Here is a 23,837-nt window from a genome sequence, read left to right as displayed (position 1 = left end):
TCCACTGGAGCGGTGAGCGCAGCGGAGGAAGCAGCGGCCGCACCGTCGTACGACCCCGAGGTGCGCGGGCTGCGGCTGGTCGTCGTGCTGCTGGCCCTGACCGCGGTCAGCGGTCTGATCGACGCTGTCGGCTATCTCGGCCTGGGCCGGGTCTTCACGGCCAACATGACCGGCAACGTGGTCGTCCTGGGCTTCGCGGCCGCCGGCGCGCCCGGCTTCTCCGTCCCGCACACGGCGACCTCGCTGGCGTGCTTCCTGCTCGGCGCGGTGGCGGGCGGGCGGGTGACGGCCCATGCCGCGGCCGGCTCCCGGCGCCGGTGGACCCGCCTGACCCTGGCCTCGGAGGCGGTCCTGGTCGGCGCCTCGGCGGCGGTGGCGTTCGTCTGGCCGGGCACTACCGGCACCCGTTACGCCCTGATCGCCCTGACGGCGTTCGCGATGGGCCTGCGCAACGCGACCGTCCGCAAACTGGGCGTCGCCGCCCTCACCACCACCACGGTCCTGACCATGACCCTGACCGGCCTGGCCGCCGAGTCCCGGCTGGGCGCCGCCACCGGTCACCGCTCGCCGCGCCGCACGGCCGCGGTGATCGCGATGCTCACCGGCGCCTGCCTGGGCGCATGGCTGGTCCTCCATCATGGCCTGGGCATTCCCCTGCTGGTCGCGGCGGGGGCGTCGGGCGTGCTGGCGGTGGTGACGTCCGGCCGGGAGTGAGCCGTATCCGCCGCGGGCCCGGTCGCGAGCTCCGACCCGGAGTGCCTGCCTCGGGACGGGACGACGGCCCTGGTCAGCCGGCGGTGACCCGGAGTTCCTTGACGCCGTTGATCCAGGCCGAGCGCAGCCGGCGCGGGGCGTCGGCGAGCCGCAGGCCCGGCATCGTGTCGGCGATCGCGTTGAAGATCAGGTCGATCTCCAGGATCGCGAGGGACTTGCCGAGGCAATAGTGCGGGCCGCCTCCGCCGAAGCCCAGGTGGGGATTGGGGTCCCGGGTGATGTCGAAGGCGTCGGGATCGGTGAAGACCTCGGGGTCATGGTTGGCCGAGGCGTAGAAGAGGCCGACGCGGTCGCCCTCCCTGATCCGGACCCCGCCCAGTTCCGTGTCCTGGGTGGCCGTCCGCTGGAAGGCGTTGACCGGGGTCGCCCAGCGCACGATCTCCTCGGCCGCGGTGGCCGGGCGCTCTCGCTTGAAAAGGTCCCACTGGCCGGGGTGGGTGAGGAAGCCGTGCATCCCGTGCGTGATGGCGTTGCGGGTCGTCTCGTTGCCGGCCACCGCCAGCATCAGCACGAAGAAGCCGAACTCGTCGGAGTTGAGGTTGCCCTCGTCCTCCGCCGCGACGAGGGTCGTGACGATGTCATGGGCCGGGCACTTCTTGCGCTCGGCGGCCATGTTCATCGCGTAGGCGATGATCTCGGCGGCAGACTGCGCGCCGACCTCCTCGGTGATGGCGTACTCGGGATCGTCGTAGGCGATCATCTTGTTGGACCAGTCGAAGATCTTGGACCGGTCCTCCTGGGGCACGCCGATCAGCTCGGCGATGGCCTGCAGGGGCAGCTCGCAGGCGACCTCGGTGACGAAGTCGAACGGGCCGGAGCGGGCCCGGGCTCCCGCGACGATCGCCTCCGCACGCGCGCGGAGCCGCTGCTCCAGGGCGCGTATGGAACGTGGCGTGAAGCCGCGCTGCACTATCTGCCGCACCCGCGTATGTTCCGGGGGATCCATGTTGAGCAGGATCAGCCGCTGGGCGTCGATCGCGTCGCGCCGGATGTGCTCGTTGAAGCGGATGATCGCGGTGTTGACGGTGGAGGAGAAGAGTTCCGGGTGCGTGGAGACGTACTTGACGTCGGCGTGCCGGGTGACGGCCCAGTAGCCGGTGTCGGCGAAGCCCGCGACGCCGTGCGGCTGCGGGATCCAGCGGACCGGCTCGGTGCGGCGCAGCTCGGCGAACTCGGGGAAGGGCACGCGGTGGTGCAACAGATCGGGGTCGGTGAAGTCGAACCCGTCGGGCAGCGCGGGGCAGTGCATCGGCGGCTCCCGTCGATAAGTCCTGACGGTCCATCAGCGAATTGCCGCGACCGTAGTAACGGGTTCTACAAGTGGCAAGAGGCGCGACGCCCTCAATCCCCTGCAAGACCCTTGCGGTGATGGACATCACGTCAGCAGACTGCACTGAGAACTAGAACGCGTACTAGTTCTGGAGGAGAGCCCTCTCGGAGAGGACCCGCACCCATGGCCGCCGAACCCGTGATCGTCGAAGCCGTACGCACCCCCATCGGCAAGCGCGGCGGCGCGCTAGCCAACCTGCACCCCGCCTACCTCCTGGGCGAGACCTACCGTGAACTCCTCGGCCGCACCGGCATCCCCGCCGACGCGGTCGAGCAGATCGTCGGCGGCACGGTCACCCACGCCGGCGAACAGTCCATGAACCCCGCGCGCACGGCCTGGCTGACCATGGGACTGCCGTACGAGACGGCCGCCACGACCGTCGACTGCCAGTGCGGCTCCTCACAGCAGGCCTCGCACATGGTGGCCAACATGGTCGCGGCAGGCGTGATCGACGTCGGCATCAGCTGCGGGGTCGAGGCGATGAGCCGGGTCCCGCTGGGGTCGGGCTCGAAGCACGGTCCGGGCAAACCGTTTCCCGACGAATGGAACGTCGACCTGCCGAATCAGTTCGAGGCGGCGGAGCGGATCGCGCGGCACCGGGGGTTGACCAGGCAGGACGTGGACACGCTGGGGTTGCTGTCGCAGGAACGGGCGGCGCTGGCCTGGGCGGAGGAACGCTTCAAGCGCGAGACGTTCGCCGTGCAGGTGCCGACCACCGAGGAGGAGCAGTACGCCGGTCAGGGCATGTGGCGGCTCGTGGACAAGGACGAGGGGCTACGGGACACGTCCCTGGAGGCGCTGGCGGGGTTGAAGCCGGTGATGCCCACGGCGGTCCATACGGCGGGCAACTCGTCGCAGATCTCGGACGGGGCGGCGGCGATCATGTGGGCCTCGAAGCGGATGGCGCGGGCGCTGAAACTGAAGCCGAGGGCACGGATTGTCGCCCAGGCGCTGGTCGGAGCCGACCCGCACTTCCATCTGGACGGGCCGATCGACGCGACGCGCGCGGTGCTGGGCAAGGCGGGGATGTCGTTGAGGGACATCGACCTCGTGGAGATCAACGAGGCGTTCGCGTCGGTGGTGCTGAGCTGGGCCCAGGTCTTCGAACAGGACCTGGACAAGGTCAACGTGAATGGTGGTGCGATCGCCCTGGGCCACCCGGTGGGGTCGACAGGGGCCCGCCTGATCACCACCGCCCTGCACGAGCTGGAGCGCACGGACAAGGAGTGCGCACTGATCACCATGTGCGCGGGCGGCGGGCTGGCGACCGGGACGATCATTCAGCGGTTGTAGGTTGCCGGGGAATGCCGCCCTCCGCGCGGCACGCCGGTTGCCCGTCCGGGCGCGAGAAGCATCACAGCGGAAGGGCGGAATGCCTCGCCGGGAGCGGGGAGACGTACCTGCGTAAGGCCCATTCAGCTGCAGTGTGCAGCGACTCGCGTACGTCACGTGAGGTGCCGAACGCCGCCTATGGTCACTTTCGGCCCGTTTTCCGGCAGCGTCGCCGTACGGACCGCGCCCTGTCCCCGTCGAAAGGTAGGCGAGCCCCGTTTTGGCGACCGCCACAGCCGTATCCCCGTCCCCGTCCCTGAAGACCCGCCCGGCCACGCAGGCCCGCGACGTCACCGTCACCGACCCCGCGCTCGTCAGGCGCGCCGTGAAGGCCGCGGCGCTCGGCAACGCGATGGAGTGGTTCGACTTCGGCGTCTACAGCTACATCGCGGTCACGCTGGGCAAGGTGTTCTTCCCGTCCGGCAACCCGACCGCCCAGCTGCTGTCGACGTTCGGCGCCTTCGCGGCGGCGTTCCTGGTCCGGCCGCTCGGTGGCATGGTCTTCGGCCCGCTGGGCGACCGCGTGGGCCGCCAGAAGGTCCTCGCCCTCACGATGATCATGATGGCGGTGGGTACGTTCGCGATCGGCCTGATCCCGTCGTACGCGTCGATCGGTGTGGGCGCCCCGCTGCTGCTCCTGGCCGCCCGGCTGGTGCAGGGGTTCTCCACGGGCGGTGAGTACGCGGGCGCGTCGACCTTCATCGCCGAGTACGCCCCGGACAGGAAGCGCGGCTTCTTCGGCAGCTGGCTGGAGTTCGGCACGCTGGCCGGTTACATCGGCGGTGCGGGTCTGGTCACCGTGATGACCGCTCTGCTCTCCTCCGCGGACCTGCTCTCCTGGGGCTGGCGGATCCCGTTCCTGATCGCCGGCCCGATGGGCATCATCGGCCTGTACCTGCGGATGCGTCTTGAGGAGACCCCGGCGTTCGCGGCGGAGGTGGAGAAGGCCGAGGCCGCCCGGCCCAAGGTGCCGCTGCGCGAGATGGTGGCGGGCCAGTGGAAGGCGCTGCTGCTGTGCATGGGCCTGGTGCTGGTCTTCAACGTCACCGACTACATGCTGCTGTCGTACATGCCGAGCTACCTCACCAGTGAGCTGAAGTACGACGAGATGCACGGCCTGCTGGTCGTGCTGGGCGTGATGGCCCTGATGATGATCGTCCAGCCCTTCGCGGGCGCGCTGACGGACCGTGTCGGCCGCCGCCCGGTGATCGCGGCGGGCTGTGCGGGCTTCCTGTTCCTGTCGATCCCGGCCCTGCTGCTGATCCGCCAGGGCAGCCTGCTCGCGGTCGCGCTGGGCATGGGTGCGCTGGGTCTGCTGCTGGTCTGCTTCACGGCGGCCATGCCGGCCGCGCTGCCCGCTCTCTTCCCGACGCGGGTGCGGTACGGGTCCCTGTCCATCGGGTTCAACGTGTCCGTGTCCCTGTTCGGCGGGACGACTCCGCTGGTCGTGACCGCGCTGATCGGGGCGACGGGGAACATGATGATGCCCGCGTACTACATGATGGCGGCGGCTGTCGTGGGCGGTGTCGCGGTGTGGCGGATGTCGGAGTCGGCGGGACGGCCGTTGCCGGGTTCCGCCCCGGCGGTGGAAGGCCGCTGAGCGCCGCAGGGGTACCTCGCCCTTGCCGGGTGCGGGTGCGTGGGGGCTGATCGCGCCCACGCGGCGAAGCCGCACGGGGAACACGGCATTCCAGTGCCCCGCACGGGGCACTGCGGTGCCGGAACCGATCACACGTGCGGCACGTCTGTTGCCCCGTGAAACGCGCCCGCATCCTCACCCTCGTCCTCACCCTCCTCGGTATCCAGCTGACCTGGCTCATCGCCCCGGCCTACGCCTGCGGCTGCGGAGCGATGGTGCCGGATCCGTCGGCACGGATATCCGTCGCCGACGAGCAGTCCGTGCTGCGCTGGGACGGCCGCCAGGAGCAGATCGTGATGCGGCTGACGGTGAACGGCGACGCGCGGCACGCCGCCTGGATCATGCCCGTGCCGCACCGCGCCACCGTCCGCCTCGGCGACCGCGCCCTCTTCGACCAGCTGGCCGAGGCCATCCAGCCGGTCCACCGCACCCGCTACCACTTCTGGCCGGAGAACGGCGACTGGCCCTTCGACGGTCACGGCCTCTCCGGCGACGGCGCAGCCAGGCCCGCCAGCACCGTCGGCGTGGTCGACCGGCAGCGGCTCGGCCCCTTCGACGTGGCCCGGCTGACCGCCACCGACCCGGCCGCACTCGGCGACTGGCTGCACGCCCACGGCTTCGCGCTGCCCGACCGGCTGAAGAGCGCCCTGCAGCCGTACGTCGACCGGCACTGGGAGTACGTGGCCGTCCGGCTCGCCCCGGAGACGGCCGGGACCGTGCTGAACGGCGCGCTGGACCCGATCCACCTCACCTTCGCCGCGGACGCCCCGGTGTACCCCATGCGGTTGTCCCGCCTGGCGACCCGGCCGCAGTCCCTCGGTCTGTACGTCCTCGCCGCGCACCGCATGCGGACGCGCTCGGCGATCGGCGGGCTCCAGCCCAGCGTCGTCTTCGCGGGCCGTCTCCGCACGCACGACGACAGCAGCCTGGGCAGGCTGGCCGCCGGAACGCCGTATCTGACCGCGCTCACCCAGTGGTTCCCCGAGCCCGCCCGCATCGTAGGCGACCACGAGCTGCGCCGGGCCGCCGCCGACACCCCGGTCCAGCAGGTGATCTACGACGACCGGCTGCGCGAGATCGCCGGGATCCCGGCCTGGCTGCTCACGGTCGGGGGCGTGCTGCTCCTGGCCGGCACCGCCGTCGCCCTGATCGTCGTACGGCGGTCGCGGCGGCCGGTGAATCCGCCGCCGCCCGTACAGCCTCCGCCGCCGATCACCCCGTCGGCGCCCGCCGGCTGAGACGATGCGGGGAGAAGGGCAGACACTCGGGAAAGGTAGCAGGAGCATGAGCGACTCCCAGCTCTGGGACGATGTCGACGCGTACTTCACCGGTCACCTGGCACCCGACGACGAGGCGCTCAGGGCGGCCCTGCGGGAGAACGACGCCGCCGGGCTGCCGCACATCGCCGTGACGGCGGCACAGGGCAAGTTCCTCCAGCTGCTCGCCCAGGTGCAGGGTGCGCGGCACATCCTGGAGATCGGCACCCTCGGCGGCTACAGCACCATCTGGCTGGCCCGCGCGCTGCCCGAGGACGGCAGACTCATCTCGCTGGAGTACGACGCCAAGCACGCCGAGGTGGCCACCCGGAACATCGCCCGGGCCGGCCTGGACCGGATCGCGGAGGTGCGGGTGGGCCCGGCCCTGGAGTCGCTGCCCCAGCTCGCCGACGAGAACCCGGCCCCGTTCGACCTGGTGTTCATCGACGCCGACAAGGCCAACAACGCGCACTATGTGGAGTGGGCGCTGCGGCTGACCCGCACCGGCAGCCTGATCGTCGTGGACAACGTGGTGCGCGGCGGCCGGGTCGTCGACGCGGGCAGCACCGAGCCGGACATCCTGGGCACGCGTGCCGCGATCGAGCTGATCGCCTCGCATCCGCGGCTGAGCGGGACGGCGATCCAGACGGTCGGCAGCAAGGGCTACGACGGCTTCGCGCTGGCCCGGGTACTGGCCTGAGCGATCTCCGGCCGGTGGCTCACACCTCGTGGTAGAAGCCGACGTTGACGCTGCGCGGCGCGGTGCGGTCCTGGACGACGAGTTCGCCGGACGCGCCGTGCGGCAGCCGTACGGTCGAGCCGTAGCCGACGGTCTGCGCGTACTCACCGACCACCAGCCGCACCTCGGCGGACGGATCGGCCTGGGAACCGCGCAGCCAGCTCACCTGCCAGCCGCCGTCGGGGCCGCACCGGAACTCCAGGTGCACCCGGGAGACGAACAGCCAGTCCTCCGGCGTGACCAGCCGGCACACGGACGCGTCCCGGCCGACCCGGAGCACGGCGCCCGGCTCGCTGGGCGCGTCGGCCATCGTCATGCCGGCCGTGGCGCCCGCGTCGGCCCCGGAGACGGTGGCCATGGTGAGTTCGAGCACGCGCGTTCCCCCTGTGACGTCCTTGCGCGGCGGCCGGATTGGCGTACCGCCGCCGCATGATAGAACGCCCAGCCGGGTCGCGTCCGGCACAATGGGGTCATGACCGAGCGAAAGCCACCGGGTGTGCGCTTCGAGTCCTGGGTCGACAAGGAGATCCGCGACGCGCAGGAGCGCGGTGAGTTCGAGCGGCTGCCGGGCACGGGTGAGCCGCTGCCCGCCGAGCTCGACTCCGTCTACGACGAACTGTGGTGGATCAAGCGGAAGATGGCACGCGAGGGCCTGTCCGTGCTGCCGCCCGCCCTCGCCCTGCGCAAGGAGGCCGAGGACGCACTCGCGGCGGCTTGTGCGGCGCCCTCTGAGCGGATCGCCCGGAAGCTGATCGAGGACGTCAACGTCAAGATCAAGGACATGATGTTCAAGCCGCCGCCCGGTCCTCCGCTGGGGAAGAAGCCGTACGACGTCGAGGAGGTCGTCCGCGAGTGGCGGCGGCTCAGGGCCGCCGCCAGGGGTGAGCTGCCGGGACCGTCACAGGTGTAGCAGGCGCCCGGCCAGCTCCCGGTAGTCGCGCAGGGCCAGCCTGAGCTGCTCGGTGTCGGTGTCGGTGCCGGGGCCCCGGTCCTCGGAGGCCTCCCAGGAGCGGCGCAGCGTACGCCGCCGCCGGGCCACGGCCTCGCCGAAGCGCGCCACGATCTCCTCCAACGCCTGGTCGGCCTGCTCGACCGCAGCCCGCGGCTCGTCCACGAACCCGACGGCCAGCTGCCGCATCCGCTGCTCCCAGCGGTCGGTCTCCTCGTGCGGCAGAAGAGGGGCGCCGGCCCCGGAGGGCGCGGGAGCCGCCGTACCGACGTCGCCGGCGGATTCCGGCGCACCGCCCGGTGCCGCCGGCCAGGTGTCCGACGCCGGGGACTCGGTCGAGCGCGCCTCACGTGTGCCCACCTCACCGGAGGACGGAATCCCCAGCCCGTCGTCCGGCATTGCGTCGCGCGTTCCCGGCCCGGCGTCACCCGTGTCGTAGGCCAGATCCTCCGTACCGGGCCGCAGGCCCTCGGATCCGGCCCCGGACCCTGGCATGCCTGCGGGGGCCGGAGGGTGTCCGAATGTGTCCTCCGGAGTGCGGTCGTCGGCTGTCAGGCCCTCTGTGCCGGGGGCGGTCGAGGCGGGCGGCTCGCCCGGCAGCCGTTCCTCCGCGAGGGGCTCCCGCGGGGTGCGGCGGCGTGCCGCCGTGTCGTCCTCCGGGGTCCAGTCCTCGTCCGGTGGCTGGGTGAAGCGACCGGTGGGACGCTCGTCGCCGGGGTCTCTCGTCCTGTCCGACATGACGGTCAACTCTCCTTCGGCCGGCTCTTGTCGAAGGCCCACGGGGTGTGGGAGCGGGCGCCGGCGTGGGGCGCACGGTGGCGGCCCGTCTCCCGGGCGGGGTGGGTCAGGTCGTCGAAGAGGGCGCGGGCACCGACGAGTGCCGCGCGCATCTCCTCCGTACCGGAGCCCGCCTCGGTCGCCCCGCTGCTCGGTCCGGACCGGGCCACCCGGTGCACCTGCCGGTAGCCGTCGACGTGGTCGGCGTGGTGCACGGACAGCGCGGCGAGCTGCTCCTCGTAGTGCCCGCCGTCCGGGTAGCCGCGCACGACGGCGAGTTCCGCGAGCAGCCGGTCGGCCTCGGCCACCGCCTGCCGCGGCGACTCGACGAAGTGTTCCTGCACGGCCGTCCAGCGGGCCGCGTACTGCTCGCACCCGGCCGGGTCCAGTGGCCGTTCCCGCAGGTCGCCGTGGCGTTCCATGCGCTCGGTCAGTTCCCGTTCGGCGGCCTTGGTGTCACCGTCGTGCAGGGCCACGGCCCGCTCGTACTCGGGCCCGAAGCGCCGCTTGAGGGCGGGACCGCCGCGCCGGCGCCGGCCGCGCAGGATCGGGAGGGCTGCCGCGCCGACGATCACGACCGCCACGATCACGGTCAACACGATCATGCCAGTGGACATGGTTGCCTTCCGCTCGGGCCGGCCCCACTGGCCGGCTTCCCCTCCGGGTCACCCGGAAGGGGAGCCACAAACGGCGGTCAGTCCGCGAAGCGGCGCAGTCCGGTCACCGACCACACCGTCGCGATCTGCCCGTCCACCACCTCCAGCAGGTCGATCCCGCTCTTCTGCGCCCCGTCCGCAAAGGTCACGTACCAGCAGCAGGCGACCCGGCCCGGACCGGTGTCCACCAGCGGGGTGCCGTCGACGGCGAACCGCAGGCCGGGCTTGTCCGCACGGAAGGTCCGGACGTACGCGGCCATCCCGGCCGGGCCCCGCACCTCGTCGGTGGCCGCGTTCGCGGGGTCGTTGCCGAAGCGGACGCGGAAGCTGGGGGCGAGGAAGGCCTCCGGGTCGCTCAGGTCGCCGTTCCACAGGGCGGTCCAGCGGTCGAAGAGGGCGATACCGGTCGCGGTGGTCAGCGTGCGGTGGCTGGTGTGGGAAGTCGTTGTCATGGGCATCAGCCTCCGCCCGGTCCGCGACACCCCCCTGTCGGTGATTGCCGTCACATCACGGTCGCCGCATCGAGCGGTACGACGTCGGAGCCGAGCGTGTCGAGGGCGGCGAGGTCGACGGCGCGGTGCGGGACCCGCTCGTCCAGGGCCGTCGCCGCACGCACCCGGTCCAGGCGGAAGCCGCGCGGCGCGTCCCGCAGCCGGCACCAGCCGGCCAGATACCAGTGCTCCGCTCCGCCGAGGAAGCCGAGCGGTTCCACGTCCCGAGCGGTGACCCGGCCCGCCGCGTCGGAGTACTCCAGGCGCAGCACCCGCCTCGCGGTCAGCGCCTCCCGCAGCGCGGCGGGCACGACCGGTCCGGCGGGCGGCGCCGGGCGGGCGGCCGGGACGAGCAGCCGTATGCGCCCGGTCAGCTCGGCCGCCGCCCGCCGCTCCCGTTCCGGCAGCACGGCCAGCACCTTGTGCAGCGCGCTGCGCGCGTCCGCCGCGAACGGCGTGCCGGCGAGCTCCTGCAGCCCGACGGCGAGCGCGGTCGCCTCGGCCGGGGTGATGGTCAGCGGCGGCAGGGTGCGGTCGCGGTCCAGGACGTAGCCGCCGCTGCGGCCCGGCTCGGCGTGGATGGGCACCCCGGACTGCTGCAACGCGGCCAGGTCACGCTCGATCGTGCGGACGCTGACCTCGAAGCGCCGGGCGAGCGCCCGGGCGCTGCGGGGGAGGGGAGCGGCGGCGCGCAGCTCCTCGACGAGGGCGTAGAGGCGGTCGGTGCGGTTCACGGCGGACAGTCTGCGGAAATTCGCTCGGCGGCGCGGCGACGGCGGCCGACAATGGCCGGCATGACGTGGACGATCACCCCCGAACCGTACGACTCTCCGGTCGCGGCCGCGTTGTGGCGGGCGTACTACACGGAGGTCAGCGACCGCTGGTACCTGCTGCACGAGGGCCGTCGCACCGACCCGGACGAGCTGGAGCGGGAGATCGCAGCCACGACCGGGGCCGAACTCGCGCCGCCCACCGGCCGGTTGCTCGTCGGCCGGTACGAGGGCGAGCCGGCCGGTTCGGCGGGCGTACGGCTGCTGGAGCCGGACACGGCGGAACTGACCCGGGTGTTCGTGCACGGGCATCTGCGCGGCAGGGGCGGGGCCCCGTTGCTGGTGGCCGCCGCCGAGGAGGCCGCCCGGGCCCTCGGCGCCCGGCGGCTGATCCTGGACACCCGCGGTGACCTGGTCGAGGCCCGTGCCCTGTACGCCCGCCTCGGCTACACGGAGACCGGTCCGCACAACGACGACGTCTACGCCGAGCACTGGTTCCGCAAGGAGCTGGTGGTCAACCGGCCTTCGCCCGGACCGCCTTGTGCGGGCGCTCGCGGTCGGTGCCGCACAGTTCACCGGTGAGTTCCCTGACCAGCTGGGTCAGGTCGGTGGAGCGGCCGGGCTGCCACCAGTCGCCGAGGAGTTCGGCCAGGGACTCCTCACGTGCCCGGGCGAGCCGTTCGGTGACCTCCCGGCCGGACTCGGTCAGATACAGGTCCAGGCCCCGGCGTTCGGCGAGATGCCGCTCCTCGACCTGGCGGGCGGCGGCGAGGACGGCGGCGAGCGGGACGGGGCTGCGCTCGGCGAGCATGCCCGGCTCGACGGAGCCGTACTTGCGGATGCGCAGCAGCAGCCAGCTGGCGGCGGGCAGCAGGTCGTACCCGGCGCGTGCGGTGATCTTCTGGTAGACCTCGCGGCGGCCCTCGCGGGTGCCGAGCAGGGACAGGGCCCGGCAGCACTCGTCGTAGGAGGACCGCTCGACCGGGTTGGGCGCGATGGTCTCGGAGACGTCCGGTGCGGTGACCGAGCCGCGCAGCCGGTCCTCCTTCAGGAACCACGCCAGCAGGAAGCCGAGGACGGCGACGGGGACGGCGTAGAGGAAGACGTCGGTGATGGCGGACGCGTACGCGTGCAGGGCCGCCGGGCGCAGGGCGGGCGGCAGGGCGGCGATGCCGCGGGGGTCGGATTTCAGGGCGTTCGCGGAGGCGCCGGGCGGCAGACTCACGCCCCGGAAGGCGGCGGCGAGTTTGTCGCCGAGGCGGCCGGCGAAGACCGTGCCGAAGATGGCGACACCGAAGGAGGCTCCGATGGAGCGGAAGAAGGTGGCGCCGGAGGTGGCGACGCCGAGGTCCTCGTACGACACGGCGTTCTGCACGATGAGGACGAGCACCTGCATGACCAGGCCGAGTCCCAGGCCGAAGACGAAGAAGTAGACGCTCATCCGGGCGGTGGTGCTGTGCTCGTCGAGCCGGTGCAGCAGGAGCAGGCCGATGGTGGTGACGGCGGTCCCGGCGAGCGGGAAGACCTTCCAGCGGCCGGTGCGGCTGACGATCTGCCCGGAGAGGGTGGAGGACAGCAGCAGGCCGAACACCATGGGCAGCATGTGCACGCCGGACAGGGTCGGTGAGATGCCGTGCACGACCTGAAGGAAGGTCGGCAGATACGTCATCGCGCCGAACATGGCGAAGCCGACGATGAAGCTGATGACGGCGGCGAGAGTGAAGGTGCGGATGCCGAACAGCTTCAGCGGCAGGACCGGTTCGGCGGCCCGCCGCTCGACGGCCACGAACGCCACGGCCAGCAGCACGCCCAGCACGGCGAGCCCGATGAGCTGCGCCGACCCCCAGGCCCAGGTCGTACCGCCGAGGGAGGCGACGAGGACGAGGCAGGTGGCGACGGAGGCGATGAGGAGCGTACCGAGGTAGTCGATGACGTGGTGGGCGGTGCGGCGCGGTATCTGCAGGGCGGTGGCTATCACGGCGAGTGCGACCACGCCGACGGGCAGGTTGACGTAGAACACCCAGCGCCAGCTCAGATGCTCGGTGAACAGCCCGCCGAGCAGCGGCCCGAGGACACTGGTCGCCCCGAACACGGCCCCGAACAGCCCCTGGTACCGGCCGCGTTCCCGCGGCGGCACGATGTCCCCGACGATCGCCATCGACAGCACCATCAGCCCGCCGCCGCCCAGCCCCTGGAGCGCGCGGAACGCGATCAGCTGGGGCATGTTCTGCGCCATGCCGCACAGCGCGGAGCCGATGAGGAAGAGGACGATGGCGGTCTGGAACAGCCTCTTGCGCCCGTACTGGTCACCGAGCTTGCCCCACAGCGGAGTCGCGGCGGTCGAGGCCAGCAGATAGGCGGTGACGACCCAGGACAGGTGCTCCAGGCCGCCGAGGTCGCTGACGATGGTGGGCAGCGCGGTCGACACGATCGTCTGGTCGAGAGCGGCGAGCAGCAGCCCGAGGAGCAGGGCGCCGATCGAGACGAGGACATTGCCGGAGACGTGCTCGGCGGCCTGCGTTTCCGCGCCGTGCGTGTCCAGGGCCATGGAGACCTCCCGGGGCTCGGGTGCACCTTCCATCGTGGTAGGTGTCACCGTTTATGGCCTGTCGAGTCCCGCGTTTTCGGCGACGGATGTGGAGAAGGTGCGCATAGTCTCGGAAGTTCACGAGGGGAGGGACGAACACATGACTGATTCCGGAAGTCCCGGGGGCCGCATCTGCCCCTGCCCGGAGTGCGGGGCGCCGAGGGTGCCGGCCCACGGCCCGTCCTGCGACTGCACCGAGCGCGCCGCCGAGACCCTGCGCGAGACGCGCTCGGCCGAGGCGGCAGCGGCGGAGGACTTCGACCCGCTGCGGATACGACCGTACGTGGAGGTCGACGGGGCCCACACGGCACCGGCCACGCCCGGCACGCCATCCGGCACGGAGACGCAACCGGTACCGGCCGTGGAGGCGACCCTGCCCTTACCGCAGACAGCCGGACCGAACCCGGCCGACGTGCGGATGTTCGGGGTCGAGGGGGCCGGCGGGGCTTCCGGGGCGCCCCGGTCGCAGGGCGGCACCGGCGGCGCCGGGGCCGATGGAGTCCACCGCGCCCAGGGGGCCGGCCCGGGCCGCATCGACGCACCCGGTGCGGCGGAGCCCCTGGGCGCCGGGGCGGGCCGTCGGCGGTCCCGTCGTGGCGTGCTGCTGTCCGTCGCGGGGGCGGGCGTGGCGGTCGTGGCGGCGGCCGGGTTCGCGAGCGGGCTGTTCTCGTACCACACACCGTCCCGGCACCCGGCCGCCGACGAGGTGAGGGAGAGCGTCCCCGACGTGAGCACACCGGGCCCGGCGTCACCGACGGCACCCTCCTCCCCCGCCGTCCCCCGCTCGCCCGCGCCGTCGCCCTCCGCGTCGGTGAGCCGACCGAGTCCGTCGGCCACGCCGTCCCCCTCGCCGACCCCGTCCGCCTCCGCCGAAACGTCCCACCCGGCGTCGCCCACCGCACCCATGACGGCCGCCGCCACCCCCCGGACCACGCCCGCCGTCACGCCGGTGCTGCAACGCGGCGACAGCGGCCCGGAGGTGGCCGAACTCCAGCAGCGGCTACGGCAGGTGAACCTGTACGCCGACCGGATCACCGGGATCTTCACCCGTTCGGTGGAGGACGCCGTACGCACCTATCAACTGGCCCGCGGTATCCAGGGCGACGCTCTCGGCGTGTACGGCCCGGCGACCCGGAGGAGTCTGGAGGCGGAGACATCCGGCCCGTCCGGCTCGATCAGCCCGTCCGCCACGTGAGGACGGGCCCTCCGGGCCGACCGAGGACCCATGCCGATCGGGGTCCATGCCGATCGGGGTCCATGCCGATCGGGGCCCAGGGGGCGGGGCCCCTGGGCTCGGGGGCGAAGGGGCGCAGCCCGACGGGAAGGGCCGTCAGCCGACGTGCAGCCGGATCGCCCCGTCCGCCGCAGCCTCGACCCGCACCCACGTGAGGTCGGGCACGGCCACGTCGGGCGCATGCACACCGGCGCGGGGGCCGACACCCACCACCGTCATACCCGCGGCGCGCCCCGCCGCGATGCCCGCACCGGAGTCCTCGAAGACCACACAGTCGGCCGGAGCCACGCCCAGCTCGGCCGCGCCCTTCAGAAAGCCCTCGGGGTCGGGCTTGCTCGCCCCGACCGACTCGGCGGTGACGCGGACCTGCGGCAGCGGCAGCCCGGCCGCGTTCATGCGGGCGGTGGACAAGGGGACGTCGGCGGAGGTCACCAGGGCGTGCGGAAGACCCCGCAGGGAGGCGAGGAAGGCGCTCGCGCCGGGGATCTCGACCACGCCGTCGGCGTCGGCGGTCTCCTCGGCGAGCATGCGTGCGTTGTCGGCGAGGTTCTCCGCCACGGGACGGTCGGGCAGCAGTACCGCCATGGAGGCGTGCCCCTGCCGGCCGTGGACGACCTTCATCACTTCGTCACCGTCCAGCCCGTGCCGCCCGGCCCAGCGCCGCCAGACGCGTTCGACGACGGCGTCCGAGTTGACGAGGGTGCCGTCCATGTCGAGCAGGAGGGCGCGGGCGGTGAGGACGGTGGACGTGACGGTGGCCGTCATCGGCAGCTCCAGGAGGCTCCGGGAAGGAAATGACCCCGAAGGAAAGGGCCCCGGGGGCAGGGACAAGGCGGCCCCGCCCGCCGGTCAGGGAAAACGGGCGGGAGCCACTTTGTTTCTCCACGGTACAAAACCGGGGGCGAGTCCGCCACCACCCCCGCAAGGGTTCACCGGACTCCCGCACCGGTTCACCGGACGTTCAGCTCGCCGACCGGCTCAGCCCGCCACCGCCTCGTACAGGCTCCACGCGCCGAGCGCGAGCATCAGCAGCGCCGCGATCTGCGTGATCAGCCGCAGCGGCACCCTCTTCATCAGGGCCTTTCCACCGACGATGCCGAGTCCGGCGACGGCCCACAGGCCGAGCACCGCGCCGAGACCGACGGAGACCGGGTCGTCGTAGCGGGCGGCGAGGTTGGCGGTCATGATCTGGGTGAGATCGCCGAACTCGGCGACCAGGATGAGCATGAAGCCCGTGCCCGCGACCTTCCAGAAGGACTGGTCGGCGGGCTTCCTGATCTCCTCCTCGCCGTCGTCCTTCTTCAGCAGCAGCATCGCGGCACCGCCGAGGAAGAGGACGCCGGTGAGGGCGTGCACGAGTCGCTGGGGCAGCAGGGTCAGTACGCTGCCGGCCGCGACGGCCAGCACGACATGCAGCAGGAAGGCTGCGGCGACACCGGCGAAGACATGGCTCGCGCGGTAGCGGGTGCCGAGGACGAGGCCGGCGAGCGCGGTCTTGTCCGGCAGTTCGGCGAGGAAGATGACGCCGAAGACGAGCGCCGTCACGGTGATGCTGATCAAGATTCCTCAATCGGTCGGGGCCGCCCCACCGAGAGTGCGGTACGTCTCACGCGATGACACCTCGGCACGGCAGCACACTCGGCGTCCGTGTCGCGGGGACACGGACGTGCACTGCTTGCCGAAGGTCTCGCCGGCGGTCCTCGAAAGACCCGAGGTCCGCCTCCGGGCGCCGGCTCAGCCTGGCTGAGCAGTATGTCGACGGTCCGGCGAAGAGCTACTCCCCTTCTGCGCTCCCCATCGTAAGGGATGTGAAGGTTCGGCCGTGAAGCTTGTCATGCCCTTGCCCTGTCATGAACACGTCACTAGCTTCTCACCAAACGCTCACCCCACGGCAACACGGGCTCGCGAGCATTCCCTCGCTCGCACCCAACACCCCTACCCCACCAGGGAGTTCCCACATGTCCAGGTTCTACGCGCGTCGACGGCTGAGCATACTCGCCACGCTCACCGGACTCATGGCCTCGGCCGCCCTGTTCGGCTCCCCGAGCGCCTCCGCCGCCCTCCCCACGCCGGTCAGCGCCGCCACCGCCCGCGGCTACCTCTCCCAGCTCACCGTCGCCACCGAGAACCGCACCGGCTACAGCCGCGACAAGTTCCCGACCTGGATCACCATCTCCGGCACCTGCAACACCCGCGAGTGGATCCTCAAGCGGGACGGCACGAACGTCGTCACCGACTCCGACTGCAAAGCCACCAGCGGCAGCTGGTACTCCCCGTACGACGGCGCGACCTGGAGCTCCGCGTCCGACGTCGACATCGACCACCTCGTCCCGCTCGCCGAGGCCTGGGACTCCGGGGCGAGCAAGTGGACCACCGCCCAGCGGCAGGCCTTCGCCAACGACGTCACCCGCCCCCAGCTCCTCGCCGTCACCGACAACGTGAACCAGGCCAAGGGCGACCAGGACCCGTCGACCTGGGTCCCGTCCCGGTCCGCCTACGTCTGCACCTATGTGCGCGCCTGGGTCCAGGTGAAGTACTACTACGACCTCTCGGTCGACTCCGCCGAGAAGACGGCCCTGACCAAGTACCTGGCGAGCTGCTGACCCGCCGGACGGCGCCTCAGGAAACGGGGCGGCGGCGCATGAGGTATCCCGCCGCCGCGCCCACGGCGAAGAGGGCCGCGTACGAGACACCCGTGGCGAGCCAGGTCGCGCCGAGCCACTGGGCGCCGTAGTAGCCGAGGGCCACGCTGTACGCGGCCCAGGAGAGGCCGGCCAGGGCGGACCACGGGACGAAGTCGCGGGCGCGGCGGTGGGCGGCGCCGGCGCAGAAGGAGACGACCGAGCGGCCGGCGGGGGCGAAGCGGGCGAGCACGACCAGCGCGCCGCCGCCGCGGGCCAGGGCATCGCCGAGACGTTCCTGCGCGGTGGTCAGCCGCCGGGAGCGGGCGATCGCCCGGTCCAGCCGCTCACCGCCCCGCCAGGCCAGGCGGTAGGCCACCAGATCCCCGAGGACCGAGGCGGTCGCCGCGGAGAGGGTCAGGGCCAGCAGGTCCGGCACGTCGTGCGGGACCCGGCCGGCCGCCGCGCCCGAGCCCGCCGCCGCTGCCATGCCCGCCGTGATGACGAGCACGCCGCTCGGCAGCACCGGCACGAACACATCGAGCAGCACGGACACGACCACCGCGGCATAGATCCACGGTCCGGTGGCCAGCGCCCCCACACTCTCGAACACGACTACTCCCGTTGCTCCCCCGCCGACAGCCGTACAGCGTACGCCGGAGGTGTGACAGGAGGGGCTCGGGGGGTGAAGGGGGGTTGCGCACAGAGCCGCAGCCGGCCCGGCCGGACCCGAGGTGGCGCCCTTCCCCCTCGTGACGGGGAAGGGCGCCGTGCGCCGGCCCTCGTGGCGGTCGAGGGCGCCGCGCGGTCAGGCGGCTATCGGGGTCTGCTCGGTGGCGGACCTGCCGCCCTCGGCCGTGCGGCGGCCGACGAGCCGGTCGAGGCCGAAGGCGCCGGAGCCGGTGAAGACCAGCATGAAGAACGCCCAGCAGAACAGGACCGACAGCTCGCCGCCGTTCTGGATGGGCCACAGCGCGGCCTGCTGGTGGACGTCGAAGTAGGCGTACGCCATCGAGCCCGAGGCGATCAGCGCGGCGCCACGGGTGCCCAGGCCGAGGAGCACCAGGCCGCCGGCGACGAGCTGGATCACGGCCGCGTACCAGCCGGGCCAGGTGCCGGACGGAATGGTGCCGCCCTGGGTGCCCGCGGCGCCGCCGAGGACGCCGAAGAGCGAGGCGGCGCCGTGCACGGCGAAGAGCAGGCCTACGACGATGCGGAAGAGCCCGAGGACATAGGGCTGAGCGGAGTTGAGACGTGCGGTCATGAGGGGGGATCTCCTCTTCGGTGTCGGTCGGCCGGCCGGGGACGTGGTGGATGGCCGGCCGTGGGGGCGGCGGTACCGAATGGAGTCTCAGGTTAGGGGAACCTAATCAATGCTTGCAAGTTCAACATTCGGCCAGGGGTCCGGCTCTGCTTGCGGCCCCCTGCCGGGAAACGGCGCACGCAGGCAAACCCGCGCGACCGTGCCCGCATCGGCGTACGTGACCGAATCCACACCTGGCCGGCCCCCGCGCCGGGTCACCGGCGCACCCCGTCCGCGGGCAGCGCAAAGGACCGACTCGCTTGGCATGAACGGATCTTGACGGGGCGTCAGTCATGCGCGACGACGGGACCGCGGGACCGGACGTGCTCCGACTGCGGCCGGGCGCCCGTGGCCGCGTGCCGTGGGACGGGCAACTCACCGACCGCGCACCGCAGATCGGGCGCCGACGAGGCACGCCTCCTAAGGCGCACCCCTCTATGAGAGACCTCACACGGCCCGCACTACCCCGCGCTGCGGACGGACTGTCCGCGTACCTCCAGGCCGCCGAGCAACTCGGCCGTGGCCTCGGCCACGGCGGCCACCGCGCGGTCGAAGACCTCGCGGTTGTGCGCGGCGGGAGCCCGGAACCCCGAGATCTTCCGTACGTACTGCAGCGCGGCCGCGTGGATGTCCTCGTCCGTGGCCTCGCCGGGCAGGACGGGCGGACGCAGCGTCTTGATACTCCGGCACATGCCCCCAGTCTTACGCAGACCGCACACCCCTGCGATGATCGCGCGCAAGGCGGCCACCGACACCCGGGGCCGACCCTCGAAAGGAACAGCCTCATGGCGACCAAGAACACCGTGGCCGTACTCGGCCCCGGCGGCACCGGCGGCCTCCTCGCCGCCCTGCTCTCCCGCTCCGGCCACCGCGTCATCTGCCTGGCGCAGGACCGTACGGCCGAGACCCTGCGCCGTACCGGAATCACCGTCCGCAGCTCCCAGTTCGGTGACTTCACCGCCCGCGTCGAGGCGGACACCGAGCTGCGTGAACCGGTGGACGCCTGTCTGATCGCCGTCAAGCACACCGCGCTCGACGCCGCCCTCACCCGGGTGCCGCCCGCCGCCCTCGGCGACGCCCTCGCCGTGCCGCTCCTGAACGGTGTCGAACACCCCGCGCGGCTGCGCGCCCGCTACCGCCCCGACCGGGTCGCCCCGGCGGTCATCCGCGTGGAGTCCGCCCGCGTCGCCCCGGGCGTGATCGAACACGGCAGCCCGTTCACCGAGGTCGACCTCGCCGGGGACGGCGTGCCCCGTGCCCGCCTGGACGCCCTCGCCGCCGACCTCACCGCGGCCGGTGCGACCGCGCGGGTGGCCGCGGACGAGACGGCGGCCCTGTGGGCCAAGATGGCGTTCCTCGCCCCCTTCGCGCTGCTCACCACCCGGTACGGCCTCCCGCTCGGCGAGGCCCGCAGCCGGCACCGCGAGGAACTGGAGTCCCTGGTCGCCGAGACCACCGCGGTCAGCCGCGCCTGCGGCGCCCCCGCCGACCCGGTCCAGGCCCTGGCGCGGTACGACGCCTTCCCGCCCGGCGCCAAGTCGTCCATGCAGCGCGACGCCGAGGCGGGCCGCCCACTGGAACTCGATGCCATCGGCGGGGCCCTGCTGCGCGCGGCCGGGCGGCACGGCGTACCGGCTCCGGTGACGGCCCGCCTGGTGGGCGAGCTGCAGGCGGCCGGCCACTGACACCCGCCGGTCGGCCACCCGTTCGGCTGAACCTCCCCGGAACCTCAGGAAGGAACTCGCCACCCAAAATCGAACAGGCGTAGCATTGCCGTGTGGCTGCGACCTATGAATTCCCCAGTGACCTCCTCGCCGGTCAGGAGGAGCTGCATCAGGTCCGGGCCGAGCTCTCGGCCCTGCTCAAGCGCCTGCCGTGGTCGGTCGAGCCGATGGACGGCTTCAGTGACGACAACGGCTGGCGCAAGGTGGAGCGGCCCGCCTCCCCCGGCTGGACGGCGGACGAGCAGGCCGAGGTGGAGAAGCTGCGCCGCCGCGAGCACGAACTCGCGGTGTTCGTCAGCACGCACCGTTTCTGGGCCGAGGTGGCCGCGGCGGACCGCATGGAGGCCCGCACCCGGCTCAAGCATGCACACGAGCAGCCGAGCGGGGAGGAATGACAACGCCTTCCGGAATGACCGAAGCCCCCGGCCACATGGCCGGGGGCTTCGCCGCCGGTGGGCGCGGACGGTTTCGAACCGCCGACATCCTGCTTGTAAGGCAGGCGCTCTACCCCTGAGCTACGCACCCGGACACCCGGGCTGTGCACCCAGGACGAGTCGACAGCCTACCTTGCCGGGACCGGTGCACGGCAAACCTGTACCGCCGGGTCACAACGGGGCCGAGACGGGGGTTATCCCCACCCCGGGTCGGGGAGCTGGCCGGATCAAGGTCTTCGTCCAGATCGTTTACGGTCGTTGCAGATCGTTCACGGTCGCCGCAGACCGTCCAGGGGGAGAACTCGTCATGACCCGTTCCGTTTCCGTCCGTGCTGCCGTCCTGGCCCTGGGCACCGGTGTGCTCGTCGCCGGGCTCAGTGCCTGTGGTGCCTCGGCGGATGACGACAAGCACCCGGACCACCGGTCCTTCGCACTGCACGGGCGCACGCTCACCGTCGACAGCGACAACGCGGCGATCGAGCTGGTCGCCGGGCGGGGGAACAAGCAGGGAGGCAAGGCCGGCGCGGTCGAGGTCACCCGGTGGTTCGACGGGTCGGTGGCCATCGGCAGCGGGCCGAACCTCAGCTGGTCGCTCGACCACGACCGGCTGGTGCTGCGGGAGCACTGCTCCGGGCTCTTCGCCGACTGCTCGGCCCGCTACCGCATCGAGGTGCCGTCCGGGATCGGCGTCAAGGTCCTCGACGGAAGCGGGAACGTGCGGGCGAGCGGGTTCACGGCCGCGCTCGGCATCCGTACGAGCAACGGTGATGTGCACGTCACCGATGCGTCGGGACCGCTGGACCTGCAGTCCGACAACGGCACGGTCCGGGCGGAGGTCACCTCGCGCCGGGTGCGGGCGGAGGACAGCAACGGCGAGGTGGACCTCGAACTCGGTGCCGTACCCGACATGGTGAGCGCCCACAGCGACAACGGAGAGGTGACGGTCACCGTGCCCCGCGCCGAGTACCACGTGACGGCCGAGTCGGACAACGGGCCGGTGTCGGTGGGGGTGTCGCAGCGGGACCGGAGCCCGCACCGCGTGACCGCCGACTCCTCGAACGGAAAGGTCACGGTGCGGAACCCGAACTGACCGGCCCGTGTCTTCGTCTGCAACGGGTGGGAGAATGACACCACCCACGGCGAACCACGGCACGGGAGAGGGATGTGACGGCGACACCGGGCACGCCAGCGACGCGGTCGTACCCGCCGTCGACCGTCCGGGCCCGGTCCGGGTCCACGGCTCTGCGCGACACCCTGACCCTGTTGGGCCTGCCGGTGCTGGCGGCGCTCGCCCTGCCCGCCGCGTTCGCGGGCGGGGGCACCCGGCGCTGGTTCGGCGGCCGGGCGGAGAGCCAGCGGGCCGAGGCGCAGGCCGCGAAGGACGCCGCGGCGACCGCGTTCTACGAACTGGACACCGCCCAGCGGGACCTGAGGATCTCCGTCGAGACGATCACGGCCGTGGACGACTCCCCCGCCGCCCGGCGTGCCGCCACCGACTTCGCGGCGCTCGGGCAGCGGATCGACGAGGTCAGCCGGCGGTACATCCAGGCCGTCGACGCCCATGATCTCGACCGGGACGACCTGGAGGCCTCGGCGGCCTCCCGGGCGCGTGCGGAGCTGACCTCCGCCAAGGACGAACTGGTCCGGGTCAAACAGGAGCTGGACCGTTTCGGCACATCGCTCGGGCCGCTGCTCGGCACGGCCGAGACCCAGCTGGCCCGGCTGGCGCCCGCCGTGGAGCGGGCCCGGCAGGCGCTGCTGGGCGCGAGCAACGCGCTGGACGCCGTACGTGAGCAGGGACTGCGCGCCGATGACCTCGCCGGGCGGCTCGCCGCCCTCTCCCCCGAGCTGACCAGGCTCAACCAGGGCGCCGGGCAGCACGGGGTGCAGCAGACCCTGGAGCGGGCCGAGCGGGTGCAGCGGGAGGCCGGGGCGATCCGGGCCGAGGCCGAGCGGCTGCCGGAGAAGGCGGCAGAGATCGATCACCGGCTGGTCAGCCTGCGCACCCGCGCCCAGGCACTGACCACCCGGGCCGGGCAGGTGGACCCGGTGCTCAGCGAGCTGCGGCGCCGGTTCGCGGCCGCCTGCTGGCAGGACCTGCAGCAGGTGCCCGAGCAGGCCGTGCAGAACGTCCGGCAGGCCGAGCTGAAGCTCCGCGAGGCACAGCAGGCGCGGGACGCCCAGCACTGGCCGGACGCCACCTCGCTGCTGTCGACGGTACGGGCCCTGCTGAACACCACCGACGAGGCCGTGTCGGCCGCGGGTGAGCGGCTGCGGCGCCTGAACGAGGTGCAGAAGGATCCGCAGGCGGAGGTCGAGCGGACCCGGTTCGCCCTCCGGGACGCCCAGCGGCTGGCCATGACGGGCCGTACGACCCCCGATCCGCGGCATGCGGGGCCGCTGGACGAGGCGGTGGCGCGGCTGGAGCGGGCGATCGGCTCGCTGGAGGGGCGGCATCCCGACTTCTGGCACTTCCTGACCGAGACGGAAGCCGTCCGGCGGGTTGCGGCGCGGGTCGTGGCTCAGATCCGGGAAGAACGGGGCGGGGGGCACTGAGCGGCTGAGCGCCCTTTCGGGGGGCGCTGCAGTCCCGTCGGTTGCAGGGTGCCGCGGGGCGGGCGGATATTGGGTGGACGGATGGCCTCCGCTAGCGATCGAGGGAGGCGGACATGGCCACACACGCAGCGCACACGAGACCGCGACGGCGGATCCGGTTCGACGAGCATCTGCCCGTCGACCACAGGCTGAACACGGTCTACCGGATCGGCGCGGGCCTGATCGGCGCGTTCCTCGTCGCGTTCGGCATCCTGGGGCTGGTCAATCACATCGGTTTCTTCGACACCGGGGGCAACTCCGTCGCCGGGCTGAACACCAACGGCACGCTGAGTGTGCTGTCGATCGTCGTCGGGGCGATCCTGCTTGCGGGGATGGTGATCGGCGGGAACGTGGCGTCGACGCTGAACATGGTGTTCGGGGTGCTGTTCCTGCTGGCGGGCTTCCTGACCCTCGGCCTGCTGGACACCGGCTACAACTTCCTGGCGTTCAGGATCCAGAACGTGTTCTTCAGCTTCATCGTGGGCCTGCTGCTGATGACCTTCGGCATGTACGGCCGGGTCGGCTCGACCCTGCCGCACGACAACCCGTACTGGCGGGCGCGGCATCCCGGTCCGCAGGACGAGCGCGGGACGGACTGAGCCGTCCCGCGCCGGCAGCGACCGGAC

The 23,837-nt window shown here is 72.3% G+C and carries 26 protein-coding genes and 1 tRNA gene; 14 read left to right on the top strand and 13 right to left on the bottom strand.

Annotated elements, in window-relative coordinates; genetic code table 11:
• Positions 1-12 precede the first annotated feature (12 nt).
• A complete protein-coding gene (locus ACZ41I_RS02560; RefSeq protein ID WP_468512986.1) occupies positions 13-714 on the top strand; it encodes a YoaK family protein in 702 nt (233 codons plus the stop codon).
• Positions 715-787: 73 nt separating this feature from the next.
• On the opposite strand, the gene ACZ41I_RS02555 is transcribed toward ACZ41I_RS02560, so the two are convergent.
• The gene (locus ACZ41I_RS02555; RefSeq protein ID WP_468512985.1) at positions 788-2,023 is read right to left on the bottom strand and encodes a cytochrome P450; all 1,236 of its coding nucleotides are present in this window, start codon (positions 2,021-2,023) and stop codon (positions 788-790) included.
• Between the two features lie 204 nt (positions 2,024-2,227).
• Between ACZ41I_RS02555 and ACZ41I_RS02550 the strand changes: the two genes are divergently transcribed.
• From ACZ41I_RS02550 to ACZ41I_RS02535, 4 genes are all read left to right on the top strand, one after another.
• Positions 2,228-3,397: a steroid 3-ketoacyl-CoA thiolase gene (locus ACZ41I_RS02550; protein ID WP_363217858.1), complete on the top strand. Its 1,170-nt coding sequence runs from the start codon at positions 2,228-2,230 to the stop codon at positions 3,395-3,397.
• A gap of 259 nt (positions 3,398-3,656) precedes the next feature.
• Positions 3,657-5,036 (top strand): glycine betaine/L-proline transporter ProP, encoded by a 1,380-nt coding sequence (gene proP, locus ACZ41I_RS02545; protein ID WP_363217857.1) that lies wholly within the window; start codon positions 3,657-3,659, stop codon positions 5,034-5,036.
• 155 nt (positions 5,037-5,191) lie between these two features.
• Positions 5,192-6,313 carry a DUF2330 domain-containing protein gene (locus tag ACZ41I_RS02540; RefSeq protein WP_468512984.1) on the top strand — a complete coding sequence of 374 codons (1,122 nt, stop codon included), beginning with the start codon at positions 5,192-5,194 and terminating at the stop codon, positions 6,311-6,313.
• Positions 6,314-6,359: 46 nt separating this feature from the next.
• On the top strand, positions 6,360-7,031 hold the full coding sequence (locus ACZ41I_RS02535; RefSeq protein ID WP_363217855.1) for an O-methyltransferase: 672 nt from the start codon (positions 6,360-6,362) through the stop codon (positions 7,029-7,031).
• A gap of 19 nt (positions 7,032-7,050) precedes the next feature.
• Here ACZ41I_RS02535 and ACZ41I_RS02530 read toward each other — a convergent pair whose 3' ends face one another.
• A complete protein-coding gene (locus ACZ41I_RS02530; protein WP_363217854.1) occupies positions 7,051-7,443 on the bottom strand; it encodes an FHA domain-containing protein in 393 nt (130 codons plus the stop codon).
• Between the two features lie 99 nt (positions 7,444-7,542).
• Between ACZ41I_RS02530 and ACZ41I_RS02525 the strand changes: the two genes are divergently transcribed.
• Positions 7,543-7,980, top strand: coding sequence for a DnaJ family domain-containing protein (locus ACZ41I_RS02525; RefSeq protein ID WP_468512983.1), 438 nt, complete (start codon positions 7,543-7,545; stop codon positions 7,978-7,980).
• On the opposite strand, the gene ACZ41I_RS02520 is transcribed toward ACZ41I_RS02525, so the two are convergent.
• From ACZ41I_RS02520 to ACZ41I_RS02505, 4 genes are all read right to left on the bottom strand, one after another.
• Positions 7,969-8,757 (bottom strand): hypothetical protein, encoded by a 789-nt coding sequence (locus ACZ41I_RS02520; RefSeq protein ID WP_468512982.1) that lies wholly within the window; start codon positions 8,755-8,757, stop codon positions 7,969-7,971. The two genes, ACZ41I_RS02525 and ACZ41I_RS02520, sit on opposite strands and share 12 nt — an antisense overlap.
• A gap of 5 nt (positions 8,758-8,762) precedes the next feature.
• Entirely contained in the window at positions 8,763-9,413 is a 651-nt protein-coding gene (locus ACZ41I_RS02515) for a hypothetical protein (RefSeq protein ID WP_363217851.1), read from the bottom strand.
• A 77-nt stretch (positions 9,414-9,490) separates the two neighbouring features.
• Complete coding sequence (locus tag ACZ41I_RS02510) at positions 9,491-9,904, bottom strand: nuclear transport factor 2 family protein (protein ID WP_468512981.1); 414 nt, start codon at positions 9,902-9,904, stop codon at positions 9,491-9,493.
• A 50-nt stretch (positions 9,905-9,954) separates the two neighbouring features.
• Positions 9,955-10,677 carry a helix-turn-helix transcriptional regulator gene (locus tag ACZ41I_RS02505; protein WP_468512980.1) on the bottom strand — a complete coding sequence of 241 codons (723 nt, stop codon included), beginning with the start codon at positions 10,675-10,677 and terminating at the stop codon, positions 9,955-9,957.
• Between the two features lie 60 nt (positions 10,678-10,737).
• Here ACZ41I_RS02505 and ACZ41I_RS02500 point away from each other — a divergent pair, with 60 nt between their 5' ends.
• Positions 10,738-11,295 carry a GNAT family N-acetyltransferase gene (locus ACZ41I_RS02500; RefSeq protein WP_399771666.1) on the top strand — a complete coding sequence of 186 codons (558 nt, stop codon included), beginning with the start codon at positions 10,738-10,740 and terminating at the stop codon, positions 11,293-11,295.
• Here the strand turns inward: ACZ41I_RS02500 and ACZ41I_RS02495 are convergent.
• Positions 11,228-13,261 (bottom strand): DHA2 family efflux MFS transporter permease subunit, encoded by a 2,034-nt coding sequence (locus tag ACZ41I_RS02495; protein WP_399771668.1) that lies wholly within the window; start codon positions 13,259-13,261, stop codon positions 11,228-11,230. The two genes, ACZ41I_RS02500 and ACZ41I_RS02495, sit on opposite strands and share 68 nt — an antisense overlap.
• Positions 13,262-13,400: 139 nt before the next feature.
• Between ACZ41I_RS02495 and ACZ41I_RS02490 the strand changes: the two genes are divergently transcribed.
• Positions 13,401-14,495 (top strand): peptidoglycan-binding domain-containing protein, encoded by a 1,095-nt coding sequence (locus ACZ41I_RS02490; protein ID WP_468512979.1) that lies wholly within the window; start codon positions 13,401-13,403, stop codon positions 14,493-14,495.
• A 135-nt stretch (positions 14,496-14,630) separates the two neighbouring features.
• Here ACZ41I_RS02490 and ACZ41I_RS02485 read toward each other — a convergent pair whose 3' ends face one another.
• Positions 14,631-15,299: an HAD-IA family hydrolase gene (locus tag ACZ41I_RS02485; protein ID WP_468512978.1), complete on the bottom strand. Its 669-nt coding sequence runs from the start codon at positions 15,297-15,299 to the stop codon at positions 14,631-14,633.
• Positions 15,300-15,512: 213 nt separating this feature from the next.
• Positions 15,513-16,094: a TMEM165/GDT1 family protein gene (locus ACZ41I_RS02480; protein WP_363217844.1), complete on the bottom strand. Its 582-nt coding sequence runs from the start codon at positions 16,092-16,094 to the stop codon at positions 15,513-15,515.
• A gap of 398 nt (positions 16,095-16,492) precedes the next feature.
• Here ACZ41I_RS02480 and ACZ41I_RS02475 point away from each other — a divergent pair, with 398 nt between their 5' ends.
• Entirely contained in the window at positions 16,493-17,137 is a 645-nt protein-coding gene (locus ACZ41I_RS02475) for an HNH endonuclease family protein (protein ID WP_363217843.1), read from the top strand.
• A 16-nt stretch (positions 17,138-17,153) separates the two neighbouring features.
• Here ACZ41I_RS02475 and ACZ41I_RS02470 read toward each other — a convergent pair whose 3' ends face one another.
• The 3 genes from ACZ41I_RS02470 to ACZ41I_RS02460 form a co-directional block, all read right to left on the bottom strand.
• Entirely contained in the window at positions 17,154-17,768 is a 615-nt protein-coding gene (locus tag ACZ41I_RS02470) for a DedA family protein (RefSeq protein ID WP_399771676.1), read from the bottom strand.
• A 195-nt stretch (positions 17,769-17,963) separates the two neighbouring features.
• Complete coding sequence (locus ACZ41I_RS02465; protein ID WP_399771679.1) at positions 17,964-18,419, bottom strand: DoxX family protein; 456 nt, start codon at positions 18,417-18,419, stop codon at positions 17,964-17,966.
• A 500-nt stretch (positions 18,420-18,919) separates the two neighbouring features.
• Positions 18,920-19,150, bottom strand: coding sequence for a DUF2277 domain-containing protein (locus ACZ41I_RS02460; protein WP_399771681.1), 231 nt, complete (start codon positions 19,148-19,150; stop codon positions 18,920-18,922).
• Between the two features lie 93 nt (positions 19,151-19,243).
• Between ACZ41I_RS02460 and ACZ41I_RS02455 the strand changes: the two genes are divergently transcribed.
• Both ACZ41I_RS02455 and ACZ41I_RS02450 read left to right on the top strand, forming a co-directional pair.
• Positions 19,244-20,143 (top strand): ketopantoate reductase family protein, encoded by a 900-nt coding sequence (locus ACZ41I_RS02455; protein ID WP_399771684.1) that lies wholly within the window; start codon positions 19,244-19,246, stop codon positions 20,141-20,143.
• A 92-nt stretch (positions 20,144-20,235) separates the two neighbouring features.
• Positions 20,236-20,577, top strand: a complete 342-nt coding sequence (locus ACZ41I_RS02450) for a hypothetical protein (protein ID WP_399771686.1) — start codon at positions 20,236-20,238, stop codon at positions 20,575-20,577.
• 58 nt (positions 20,578-20,635) lie between these two features.
• On the opposite strand, the gene ACZ41I_RS02445 is transcribed toward ACZ41I_RS02450, so the two are convergent.
• Positions 20,636-20,707: transfer RNA gene (locus ACZ41I_RS02445), tRNA-Val, on the bottom strand.
• A gap of 216 nt (positions 20,708-20,923) precedes the next feature.
• On the opposite strand from ACZ41I_RS02445, the gene ACZ41I_RS02440 reads away from it, so the two are divergent.
• From ACZ41I_RS02440 to ACZ41I_RS02430, 3 genes are all read left to right on the top strand, one after another.
• Positions 20,924-21,706: a DUF4097 family beta strand repeat-containing protein gene (locus ACZ41I_RS02440; RefSeq protein ID WP_468512977.1), complete on the top strand. Its 783-nt coding sequence runs from the start codon at positions 20,924-20,926 to the stop codon at positions 21,704-21,706.
• 74 nt (positions 21,707-21,780) lie between these two features.
• Positions 21,781-23,172: a hypothetical protein gene (locus ACZ41I_RS02435; RefSeq protein ID WP_468512976.1), complete on the top strand. Its 1,392-nt coding sequence runs from the start codon at positions 21,781-21,783 to the stop codon at positions 23,170-23,172.
• Positions 23,173-23,285: 113 nt separating this feature from the next.
• Positions 23,286-23,810 (top strand): DUF4383 domain-containing protein, encoded by a 525-nt coding sequence (locus tag ACZ41I_RS02430; RefSeq protein WP_363217835.1) that lies wholly within the window; start codon positions 23,286-23,288, stop codon positions 23,808-23,810.
• The last annotated feature ends 27 nt before the right edge of the window (positions 23,811-23,837 follow it).

It is taken from the genome of Streptomyces sp. NPDC030799, assembly GCF_055572255.1.
The sequence above is the reverse complement of the archived record's forward strand: the minus strand, read 5'-3'. Positions and strand labels throughout refer to the sequence as shown.